The 11441-nt window shown below is 39.6% G+C and carries 10 protein-coding genes; 4 read left to right on the top strand and 6 right to left on the bottom strand.

Annotated elements, in window-relative coordinates; all coding sequences use genetic code 11:
• Positions 1–313 precede the first annotated feature (313 nt).
• Both RMX69_RS12765 and RMX69_RS12760 read right to left on the bottom strand, forming a co-directional pair.
• Positions 314–2083 carry a WD40 repeat domain-containing protein gene (locus tag RMX69_RS12765; RefSeq protein WP_322637662.1) on the bottom strand — a complete coding sequence of 590 codons (1770 nt, stop codon included), beginning with the start codon at positions 2081–2083 and terminating at the stop codon, positions 314–316.
• 404 nt (positions 2084–2487) lie between these two features.
• The gene (locus RMX69_RS12760; protein WP_289799366.1) at positions 2488–2883 is read right to left on the bottom strand and encodes a hypothetical protein; all 396 of its coding nucleotides are present in this window, start codon (positions 2881–2883) and stop codon (positions 2488–2490) included.
• Between the two features lie 321 nt (positions 2884–3204).
• On the opposite strand from RMX69_RS12760, the gene RMX69_RS12755 reads away from it, so the two are divergent.
• The gene (locus RMX69_RS12755; protein WP_322637661.1) at positions 3205–3882 is read left to right on the top strand and encodes an SDR family oxidoreductase; all 678 of its coding nucleotides are present in this window, start codon (positions 3205–3207) and stop codon (positions 3880–3882) included.
• Between the two features lies 1 nt (position 3883).
• Here the strand turns inward: RMX69_RS12755 and RMX69_RS12750 are convergent, their stop codons facing one another.
• The 3 genes from RMX69_RS12750 to RMX69_RS12740 all read right to left on the bottom strand — a co-directional run bounded on the left by RMX69_RS12750 (position 3884) and on the right by RMX69_RS12740 (position 6811).
• Complete coding sequence (locus tag RMX69_RS12750; protein ID WP_322637660.1) at positions 3884–4936, bottom strand: aromatic ring-hydroxylating dioxygenase subunit alpha; 1053 nt, start codon at positions 4934–4936, stop codon at positions 3884–3886.
• A 183-nt stretch (positions 4937–5119) separates the two neighbouring features.
• Positions 5120–5557 (bottom strand): secondary thiamine-phosphate synthase enzyme YjbQ, encoded by a 438-nt coding sequence (locus RMX69_RS12745; RefSeq protein WP_322637659.1) that lies wholly within the window; start codon positions 5555–5557, stop codon positions 5120–5122.
• A gap of 84 nt (positions 5558–5641) precedes the next feature.
• Positions 5642–6811 (bottom strand): pyridoxal phosphate-dependent aminotransferase, encoded by a 1170-nt coding sequence (locus tag RMX69_RS12740; protein ID WP_289799362.1) that lies wholly within the window; start codon positions 6809–6811, stop codon positions 5642–5644.
• A 580-nt stretch (positions 6812–7391) separates the two neighbouring features.
• Here RMX69_RS12740 and RMX69_RS12735 point away from each other — a divergent pair.
• The 3 genes from RMX69_RS12735 to RMX69_RS12725 all read left to right on the top strand — a co-directional run bounded on the left by RMX69_RS12735 (position 7392) and on the right by RMX69_RS12725 (position 10096).
• Complete coding sequence (locus RMX69_RS12735; protein ID WP_289799361.1) at positions 7392–8384, top strand: hypothetical protein; 993 nt, start codon at positions 7392–7394, stop codon at positions 8382–8384.
• 284 nt (positions 8385–8668) lie between these two features.
• Positions 8669–8860: a hypothetical protein gene (locus RMX69_RS12730; protein WP_289800122.1), complete on the top strand. Its 192-nt coding sequence runs from the start codon at positions 8669–8671 to the stop codon at positions 8858–8860.
• 90 nt (positions 8861–8950) lie between these two features.
• Positions 8951–10096, top strand: a complete 1146-nt coding sequence (locus tag RMX69_RS12725) for an AI-2E family transporter (protein ID WP_322637658.1) — start codon at positions 8951–8953, stop codon at positions 10094–10096.
• A gap of 371 nt (positions 10097–10467) precedes the next feature.
• Here the strand turns inward: RMX69_RS12725 and RMX69_RS12720 are convergent, their stop codons facing one another.
• A complete protein-coding gene (locus RMX69_RS12720; protein WP_322637657.1) occupies positions 10468–11358 on the bottom strand; it encodes a DUF4231 domain-containing protein in 891 nt (296 codons plus the stop codon).
• Between the last annotated feature and the right edge of the window lie 83 nt (positions 11359–11441).

Genomic DNA, 11441 nt, shown 5'->3' with positions numbered 1-11441 from the left:
ACTTTTTCTCTCCCGACAATTAATCCACCCTGCCTCCCGAAGAGCGGGGAGGGGATTAAGGGGAGCCAGTGCAGGCTTCTCCCAAGGGGAGACGCCAAGGGCGATGGGGTCTCCCCAAGTGGAGCATCTGGCGTGTGGGGTGCAATGACTGTGGTTAGCATAACTAATTATGCGGACATGATATAATACGGCTTGAGCAGGAGAGTTTTTAAAGTTTGTTGTCCACGAGTCTCAAAGACTCGACAATTACGAGTTACGTTAGCGAGTCATTGTACTCCTGTAAAGCAGCAAACTACGTAGAGAGTGTCATGATTTAACTGCGTTGCCAAATTTTAATTGTCTTATCCAAACTACCGCTGACTAACATTTCACCGGAAGCTGTGAAGGCTAATGCTGTGACTATATTCCCATGACCTGTAAATGTACCCAGCAATTCCCCGGTTGGTAAATGCCACAACTTGATAGTTTTATCAGCACTACCGCTGGCGATAATTTTTCCATCGGGACTTAAAGCGATCGCATATACCCTATCTCGATGTCCTTTAAGGGTATGAAGTAATTCCCCAGTCTCCAATTGCCAAACTTTAATCGTTTGATCCCAACTACCACTCACGAGCAGTTTACCATCTGCACTGATTGCTAAGGAACAAACGATGTGAGAATGACCCATGAGGGTGTGTAGTGGTTGTGCATCTTTTAAACTTTTGATTCCCGTTTGGGGTGAAGTGCGCCAAACTTTGATTTTGCGGTAGCTACCTGTAACTAGAGTTTCGCCGTCTCGACTTAAAACTAGGGAATGAGCCGCTGTATCATCTAAAGAAAGTGCGATCGCAACCTGACGTTGCATCAAATCCCAAAACAGAATTTTTCTGTCATCTCCACCTGTCGCTAACATTCTGCCATCTGGGGTGAAAGCAGCACACCGCACTACCCCATTGTGTTTGTGCAAAATATCTATCAAGTCTAAAGCACCTACGTGCCAAAGCTTAATTGTCGAATCTGCACCGCAACTGACTAAAGTCTGTCCATCTGAACTAAAAGCTAGGGAATTCACTTCATCCACCAGCCCAGATATTACCCAAGGATATTCTGATAATGTCTCTATTAATTCACCCTTGCTTAAATCCCAGAGTTTAGTTTCTCCACGACTGCCACTCGCCAATATGGGTAAGGCTTTGCCATTATTGCACCCAGAACTGAAAGCTAGGCAATTAATGCCTCTGGTGTGTCCTTGCAAAGTCTGCCAGCATTCCCAGTCACCGACTATAGCCTTGAGACAATGTTCTGATGGTAGAGTCTGTATTGTATGTGCGATCGCTCTCTCATTAATTACTGGCGACGTGTCTTTTTTACCCATAAGTGATTCTAAATACCAACTTAACCCCCCTGCATATAACAAATTACTCGGAGTGACATACAGTTTTGGTTCAGGAAATTCAAGTTGATTTGTAGGTAAAAAACCTGTTATTACGCTTTGCTTCTCGTAACCTAAATTACCTGTAGATGGATAAAATAAACACAAAAAAATTAATACTTGGTGATTTTTTAAATCTTCTTGAGTAACAGACCACCTAATTTTGTCTTTCTTAATACCATTAAAACTTTCTCCATCAGCAACGTAAACTTGAACACTTATCTGAGGATGATCTTTGAGTATATAAGGAAATTTACTTTCGCCACACAAATTTCCCTCATCATCTAAAATCATGTTTTGCAAAGTATCTTGTGACACCTTTTTTACTAACTTGCCCAAGCGTTCAGTTATCACCCTGTCAACAATATGCTCCCGCAAAAGATAATCTTGGGCTTGTTGTTGGAAGTATTTGGGAAAAGGTATCGTCCAGTCAGGAGGCTCAGGATATTCCGGCGGGGTTGGCGGCGGATTTTTGGCGAGAACTTCTGCTTGCTGGCGAGAAAGTTCTTGGAGTCTAGCCAATGGCTCACCCCAAAAGGCTATAACTTCAGTGTGACAACCTTTAACTTGACTTTCCAGCAAAGATAAGTCGTAAGTTTTAGGTTTTTTCACACGTTGAAGAAAGTCAGTTTGTTGAGCTTTGAGTAAGCTAATCCAATCCATCTGCATTCCTGCGGCAAACTATTGCATACCTACGGTAAGCTATACAAATGCAATTACTCAAGTTTATAACCTTAGTTAATTAAAAATTCAGTAATATTAACAGTCTAATAAAACACAGCCATTGACAAATGTTTCCGTGAAAGAGATAGATGGATAGCACTTAGACATTTCATGAACTGATGCGTTGAAGTATATAGAATTAGATGATATCAGTCAATTCTAACGGAGATGGATAACGAGATACTGTTTCCCTAGAAACACTTCTAACTGTAAAGGAAAGTTGAATTTGAGACGGATTTAAAAGATTACAGTAAGTTAAGTCAGCAAATAGCTACATAAAAATAACCTAGTAAAGATAATTCTAGGAAATATCATCTGAAATCGAAATAAATGGTGAAGATTGGCTTATTTTAACCTTTGCGTTTTGGTTGTCTGGGTGTAGTACTTACATCAGAAGAGTCACCAAAAGTATCCCTTGCTTCGATCTGTTTAATTTTCATTTGCAAGTTCAAGTCATCGCTGCTAACAATTGTTTCTAAATTCGCTAATCTTTGTTCTAGCAGTTCTATTTGCTGCTGTTGCAAATAGTTAGTTTTGGATTTTTGCTCATCAGAACGCCAAACCGCAACTGTACCAACAGCTGCACCACCAATAGCAACTAAAGGAAGAATAGCACCGCTTCTAGTAACGGCTGATAGTGGGACGCAAACTCCTAGAATGGCTACTGTAATTACCCAAATTCTAGTGGTAGCAGATAATCTGACATCTTGGTATGGTTCTACATTGAGTTGAGATTTTTTAGCCATAAGTAAATCCATTGAAAAGTTATTTGCTAGATTGACACAATTGCTGATTAAAATACTTCCTACCATTGGGTTAGGTATAATTGCTATCTTATATATTTTTGTAATTATAGTTACTCAGTTATTTGCGATCGCTAGATTGGAATTTTACCAGATTCGCTACCACTTCTACTGATGGGAGGAACCTGCAATGGAGTTATTGCTAACAACAGCACGCTATAGTGTAAGCTTATTGACGCTTATGTTCGCCACCAACCAGAAGCATCTCAGGAACTTGAGCAATTGTCTGATAAAATCCATTGAGCGTAAATAGTTAAGTTTATTATGACAAGTGCATCTTATATTTTTTTAGCTGGAGCAAGTCGCGGTGTTGGTCGAGAAATTGCTCAATATCTCACAGCGCAACAGCTAAAAGTCAAAGCACTCCTGAGAACAGCAGCAGTTGCTAGTGAACTAGAAACAATGGGTATTGAAGTAGTTCAGGGAGATGCCTTGAATATTGGCGATGTCGAACGCGCAATGCTGACAGATACACCTATTCACACCGTTATCAGTACAATTGGCGGTTTACCATCAGATGTAGAAAGACCAGATTACCCTGGTAATAGAAATCTGATCGATGCAGCAGTTAAAGCTGGAGTGCAAAAGTTTATTCTTGTATCTTCCATCGGTGCTGGCAATAGTGTTGTTGCTGCCTCACCCCAAGTTTTAGAGGTACTGGGAAAAGTTTTAGCTGAGAAAGACAAAGCCGAACAACACTTAATTGCCAGTGGACTCACCTATACAATTATCCGTCCTGGTGGACTAAAGTCAGAACCAGCAACGGGTAATGGCGTTTTAACCGAAGATCCGCACATTATTGGTAGCATCAATCGTGCAGATGTGGCGCAGTTAGTTGGTCGTAGTTTAAATAGCCAACGCGCTAATAATAAAATATTGTCAGCCGTAGACCGAAATATGCTGTTCGGACAAAGAGAATTTGCCGAATTTACTGTGGAGTAATTTAAGCACGCCAGCGGAGTATTTGACCCTTGACAGGATTGACAAATTCTCGTTTTTCAGCAACAGAACGAGCATACTCCCGCTTTAACTGGTAATACCACTGCGCCTGCATATCTGAGTCTTTAATCAGCCGTAGCACAGGGTTATATTTCAAACCAATTTGCTGCTTTTCTACAACCGTTCGGTCTTGGCCAATGAAAGTCCGCGCCAGCACGTGTAACAGTGGCTTGAAAAATCCCACCCAAGGAAGTGTCCAGTAAAGAGCAAAAGTTACCTCCGTTTCTGTGTCTGAAATTGGTGTAACTGCCGTCAAATTAACGACTCGATTATTACCAATGGTGGTTTCTTCGATTCTGACTCCAGGTAAACGAAAGGAAATCTCCGTTTCTGGGACACCACCGCCAATCAGCCAGTATAACCGACCCCCATTCGCTGGTAATCGGTGTCGTCGCATCGTAAAGCCGTAGGGCGAAGCATCAAATTGCTTTACCTCTTCGTGTAATTGCTCATTTCGCCACCACCAAGCACGATGAACATAAGGTGAATGAGCCGGGTCCATCAGACCTACTACTGCATGATCTATAAAACAAGGGAATTTTACCACCTCTACGAACTGGTGAGAGCGATCGCCAAAGCCTGGTATTACCGGAATTTCCATCTCAGATGCAGGTTGAGGGTTATCGGGATCGGGCATATATATCCAGATATTCCCTTGGGCTTCGCGGATTGTGTATGACTGCACGTCGAACCGACTCAAATCCATTTGCTGTTCCTCTACAAGAGAAGGTATCGCAGTACAGCGCCCAGCGGAGTTAAAGCGCCAACCGTGGTAACAGCATTCAACTTCTTGCCCATTGAATCTCCCACAACTCAAGGGCACACCACGATGGGGGCAAATGTCCGTCATCGCAGACACTTTGCCATCCTGGCTACGAACTAACAGCACCGGTTCTCCTAAGAAAATGCGGCTGATCATCATACCTGGCTTGATTTGATCGCTAGGCAGAGCATAGTACCAAGTATTACGTAATACAAAATTATCGTTATTTTTCATAACTAATGGCCTCTGCCTTTGACACAACGAAAGTCCTGGTTTGTGGAGAGGAAGGTGATGCTGGAAAACATTCTTTCAGGTTTTTAATTGCTGTAGGTAAGTTCAACTGATGTACTTATTAGTCGTGTTCGTAATTCTCTCAGATTTAGGTTGTTCTGAGAGGATTGCAGGTTTGAAATTGCATTATTCGCCAGAAATTTGTACAAATACTGTTCTTTTACGCGGGCCATCCAACTCAAAAAACAACACAGATTGCCAGGTTCCCAAAGCTAATTTCCCATCCACAATGGGAATTATCTCACTAGTGTTCAGCATCATTGCCATTAAATGAGAGTGAGCATTAATCGGTTCATCTTCCGGGACATCTCTTAAATGCAAATCATTATGCAAATAGCGGTTTGATTCTGGTGCTAATTTTTGCAAGAACACTTTTATATCTTCTAATAATCTGACTTCATTTTCGTTGATAGATAAGGCTGTTGTCGTGTGTTGAGAAAATACTAAAACTTGTCCATTTTTAATTGATGTTGAGGCAATAAAATCTTGAATTTGTGAGGTGATATGATGAATATTAATTTTTGGCTCAGTTTCAATTTCAATTAACTTATGAATAATTGGCATCTGTTGAATTTTATATTTAGGATTGCAGGCAGGAGGCAGGTGGTTACTGAGCGTAGCCGAAGTGAGACAGGAATTGAATGACTTCTAACTCCTAAGTATAGTTTCCAAACCTTGTACTAATCTTTCTATACCTTCTTTTGCTGTCTCTTTTTGCAGCGCCCCATAGGCGACACGTAGATAGCATCCGTCATTTATGCCAAAGGTTGTACCTGGAATAACTGCTACTTTATGTTCCTGGATCAGTTGTTTGACTAACTCAAAAGCATCCATCTGGGTATGAACTTTGAGGAAAAAATAGAACGCACCATTGGCAGGAATAATACTACATAAGCCTTGTAGACGATTAAGGGAGTCTAATACTAGTTGGCGTACTTGAGCAATGGCTCCTATATGACTCTTCAAATAATCCTTTTTTGCCTGCAATGCCCCTAAAGCTGCATATTGAGAAATGACTGGCGGGCAAATCAAAATTGTATCCTGGACTTTTTTAACGGCAACAAGTAAGTGTTGGGGAATCACCATGTAGCCAATGCGCCAACTTGCAAAACCGTATGCTTTAGAAAAGCTATACAGAGAAATGGTGTACTCGCTGCTATTACCAAATGAGCCAGGTGAAACGTGTTTTACACCGTTATATGTAAAGTATTCATAAGCTTCATCGCTGATGTGGTAAATACTGTGAGCAGCACAAATTTGATTTACTTGGCGCAATGCGGCTTCAGAATAGACAACTCCAGTGGGATTATTTGGTGAAATCGTCACCACAGCCCGTGTTTTAGGAGTAATTGCTTGAGCGATCGCTTCTGGGCGTAGTTGGTAATTTTCATCCGTCGCCACTAATACCGCACCACAACCAGCCATTGCGATCGCCATTTCGTGGTTGAAATAGTAGGGCGTATTCAGAATAATTTCGTCGCCTGGGTTAGTGATAGCAAGAATGGTATTCATAAATCCCATATTGCTCCCTGCTGTGACAACGATGCAGTTTTCCCCGTTGATTTCAATCCCGTTGAAGGCTTGCAATTTTCCCGCAAGTGCTGTCAGTAAAGGGGGAATTCCCTCAACTGATTTGTATAAATTATTGGCTGGTTCGGCTAAGAATTTGGCTAAAAATTCTATGGCTTCACGTGGTGGGTTGTAAGAAACAACACCTTGTCCTAGAGAGATGGTTCCAGGAGAGTTTTTAATCAGTTCCCCAACCACAGGAATAATTGGCGATTGTACCGCCTGCATACGAGAGGTTAGGGATTCCATATTTTCTTGCCTATGTATCTGCTTTTAGTATCTCTTAATAGGTGAACAATCAACTAGTACAACATGGTGGAAATAAACCACCCCTGACGCTCGATGACTCACCATCGCTTAAATTTAATATTTTAGGAATTAATCTAGCCACATCCTGATTCCTCGATCCGCGCCCCAAAATGGATGGGTTTTAACCTGATTATGTATTCTCTCACCAATATGGTCTGTTTATTGCCGCCGACCTACTTATGTTCTGGCACTGATTTCAATATCTATCAAGTTAATAGATGTAATAGAAATCCATTTTCTACATTTAATTAGGATTGGATGAATATAAAATCCGATATCTGTGTTGTTTTTTGCTGCACGCATCTCTTTTTGTTTTAACCTATCTGTACTTTTAAAATATTATTCTAAAAGCAATCAATCAGGTTGGTTTCAACAGGTTCAATAAAATTTAGACTATACTTTACGGACACTTTACACAGAATTTAAGCTTAATTGATATTAGTAGATATCTACACTTTGGCGTGTAAGGTAGAATGCGATTAGAAAACGAAAGCTTAGATACTGTTAATTAATAAAAATAATGTTTATTTCACAACGTGGCATTATCACCTATGCTTACGGAGAATCCTATTATCTAGAAATGGCAAAGTCATTAGCACGTTCTCTACGGCTTCATTCACCAAATGTTCCACGTGCTATTGTTACCGATCGTGAAAATGATAAAGATTTACTAGAGCTTTATGATTACATTATAAATATTAAAAAGGAATATGGTTCTAACGTAAAGCAAAAGTTTCACCTCTATGACTATTCTCCATTTGAATATACACTTTGTATTGATAGTGATTGCATAGCAGTGAGGGATATTAACTTTATTTTTGATGATTTTAAAGGTAGAAGTTTTAGTGTGGCAGGTAATGTATATCTTCAAGTAGGTGATAAAGATACATTCATTGATGTAAATGACACACTCAAACGGTTTCATCTGAAAAAGTTACCTAGATTTAATGGAGGTCTCTATTATTTTGAAAAAAACGATACTGCTAAAGCCTTTTTTGAAACAGCACTAGAATTGGCAAAGGATTGGGAAAAGCTAGGGATTAGCGAATTTCGTGGTGATGGACCTAATGATGAACGTATTTTTGGTCTAGCTATGATGCTACACAATCAAAGTATGTTTGAAGATAATGGTCAGATGATGCGAACACCTATAGGTCTTCGTGGTTCTTTTAATATAGATGCTATTAAAGGTAAATCTACTTTTCAAAAATATAATCAGGTGGTGTCTCCTGCTCTTGTACACTTTGCCTGCGTTTGGGGAGAGCATCCCATATATCATCGTGAAGTAACAAAGTTAAAAAACCTAGACAAAGGTTCCACTAACCAGATCAATTCCAATATATTTTCCGCAATGCAATATAAGTTTGGCTATCAGATTGCTTTATTAAGATACATAGCTAAACGTGTACCTAAAAATCCTAAATATATTCAAGCTAGAGTGAAAAAACTTTTGATAGAATTGCCTGAATTGATTAAAGCTAAATATAGAATTGAGCCAGTTCGGAGGAAATAAAGCTTACTAAAACTCTGCATTTCTTTGTGCTTAGTTTAAATTACTCAAAGGTTGCTTTGGTTACTTTCTGTAAAGCTTTAATAGTGTATAATGTGCTGTCTGAGGTTCAGGCAGCACTAACAACTTGTAATAGCGATCGCGCCTCACATCCTTCGCTTCTGACAGGTAATATAAATTATATTTTTGTGAAAACTACAAGGATTGTATCTGTGGGTTTATTCTAGAAACTACATGGTACAGCGTAAATTTGTATGTACCACAAAAATCTGTATTGCCGTACTTTTATGGAAAATCAACTAGGATTAATTCTAAAACTGCTTTTACTCTCGGCTTTGTTATCGGTATTGATTAAGTATGCAGGGCCAAGTCTACCAATTCCGGCGACAGCAACCAACGCGCTAATTATAGTATTCTTGCCGATTGCGATCGTAGCGATCGCTCTACTGTGGCGATTTCAAGCACAAAAACAAAATTAACTCAATAGTTTTACGCACAAGTTCCTAAAATCAGCTAACCTAGCTGAATTACAAGAAAATTGCATCTTGCCAACCGTTGGGAGTTAGCCTGTGAACCTGGGTCAATGGATCGGCTTAATCGCCATACTTCTTTGTTTATACATCCTGTGGCAAATTCGGGAAGTGCTTTTGCTGATGTTTGCCGCAGTTGTGTTAGCCACCACCTTAAATCGCCTAGCGAAACGCTTCCAAAGCTTTGGGATGAGGCGGGGATTCGCCGTACTCCTAGCAGTAGCTATTTTTTTCGCAGGTGTCGTGGGTTTTTTCTGGCTAATTGTGCCGCCATTTGCCCAGCAGTTTCAAGAACTAACATATCAAGTTCCTAAAGGGTTTGGACGCTTTAATAGTTGGCTTGATGCCCTGAGAACTCGTATTCCTGACCAGTTAGTTCCTTATATTCCAGATATCAATAGCCTCATTCAACAAGTACAGCCCTTCGCTAATCGGTTACTGGGAAACTCCTTTGCTTTTGTATCTGGCTCTTTAGAAGTCGTCCTCAAGATTTTGCTAGTGTTGGTTTTAACAGGAATGATGTTAGCCGACCCAATTGCTTATCGCAAAGTATTTGTCCGGCTTTTCCCTTCATTTTATCGGCGACGGGTAGATGGGATTTTAGATAAATGTGAAGTCTCTTTGGAAGGATGGATTACAGGCGCTTTCATCGCCATCTTTGTAGTGGGGGTGATGAGTCTGATTGGCTTATCAATTTTGCATGTCAAGGCAGCACTTGCTTTATCGGTTTTAGCGGGATTTTTTAACTTGATTCCCAATCTGGGGCCAACAATGAGTGTAATCCCAGCAATGGCGATCGCTTTCTTGGATGAACCTTGGAAAGCGATCGCTGTCTTGATTCTCTACTTCATTATTCAACAGATTGAGAGTAATTTCATCACGCCTGTTGTCATGGCGCATCAAGTCTCATTACTGCCAGCCATAACCTTAATTGCCCAGCTATTTTTCGTCACGTTCTTTGGCTTTTTAGGATTATTTCTAGCACTACCTTTAACTGTTGTCGCTAAGATTTGGTTACAAGAGGTGTTAATTAAAGATGTTTTAGATGAATGGGGAAATAATCATAAAAAAGAGACTGAGTTTGTAATAGTTTCTGAATCTCCTAGAACAGATGATAATTGGACGGCAGAAAATCCAGATATAAATGAGAATCCCTCGATTGATGATGATATCTTGAAAAAATAAGATTAGTCACTCGACTTTTAATGCGGCAATAGAGTTCGGTTCAGGTTTTTTGATGAAAATTTTAGATCAACAAAGATGCTATAAATCGCCGTCAAGACGAAAGACCAATTATTGTAGAGACGGCGATTCATCGCGTCTCTTGCCTTAAACGATGATAGCAACAATAATCCCTGGAAAGCAAAAAAACTCAATGACACGAGTTATGTGAATTATTGCAAATTTTGAAACGATTGGGATAATGAGTGCTGGAGTGCAAAAACAATAAGATTCCCAACTTCTTAAAAAAGTTGGGAATCTCATACTTTTGAGTCAGTCTGAAGAAATCCTATTTGAAAGAATAACTATAAGCATGAAAACAATTAACTAATCAGCTATTGTTTGTTCTGGTTTGTTACCTCTGCTTCTGCTTTGTTTGACTCATTAGATGAAGCTGATTCTGTCTTCTCTGATTGCGTCTCACTAGTTTGTTGCAATTGGTTGAGATGAATATTGTTCACTTGAACAATAAAATATTCTAATGCCTGACTTGCCTTTTGTTGCTGTTGGGTTTCGTCAGATACATCATAACAACGATAAGGCGGAGTCACGCCCAATATAAATTTCTCTTGTTCCGCTTCTAATAATTCAACGGCTGTATTAGCAGCAAGCGAATTCTTCTGAAAAGGAAAAGAGGTAACTATACTAGCAACTATAGAAGCAATAGCTGGGCAAAGCACAGGGAGCCACTTCAGCCATGCTTGTCCTGCTTCTAATTTGTCTACCAGAACTAAAATCGGTGTGACTCCTGATAAAATCACTGTCGCAATTTGCAAACTATAGTAAAGGTTCCTTGATAAACCCCTAATTCTTTTATAATCGTCAATTAAGTCTTGGCTGTATTGTAAAGCTTTCCCTCTTGTCAGAGTCAGTGTATCTTTATCCCAGGAATTAGGATTGGTCAATAAATAACTATAAATTTCAGCTTTTTTGGTGAGTTCAGATTTATAAGCGGCCTGCTTATAGTTCTGAGAAACTTGTCTATTGATGAGCAACAAAAAAAACAAAAAAGTTAGAGATACTGCTCCAGAAATTACAACTGTTTTATCATCTGAAAGAAAAATAATAAAAAGTCCAGCAGAGACAAAAGCTGCAAGTAATAAATACTCTATTACCTTCAGGTTAAATAACTTTTTTTCATCTGATGAAGAGGATAAATTTTCAATCCTATCGGAAATCTTACTTTGTTTTTTTTGCTCAAGATTAGCTAATTCTGAAGTAGTCATTGCCTCTTACTCAATTCATTATCGGGTCAAATGTAGCAATCAAATCAATAGCAATAAGTAGAATTGCTTTGAGGAGGTAGAAG

The organism is Nostoc sp. EspVER01, assembly GCF_034530635.1.
GTDB lineage: Bacteria > Cyanobacteriota > Cyanobacteriia > Cyanobacteriales > Nostocaceae > Nostoc.
This window is presented reverse-complemented; position numbering and strand designations above follow the sequence as displayed.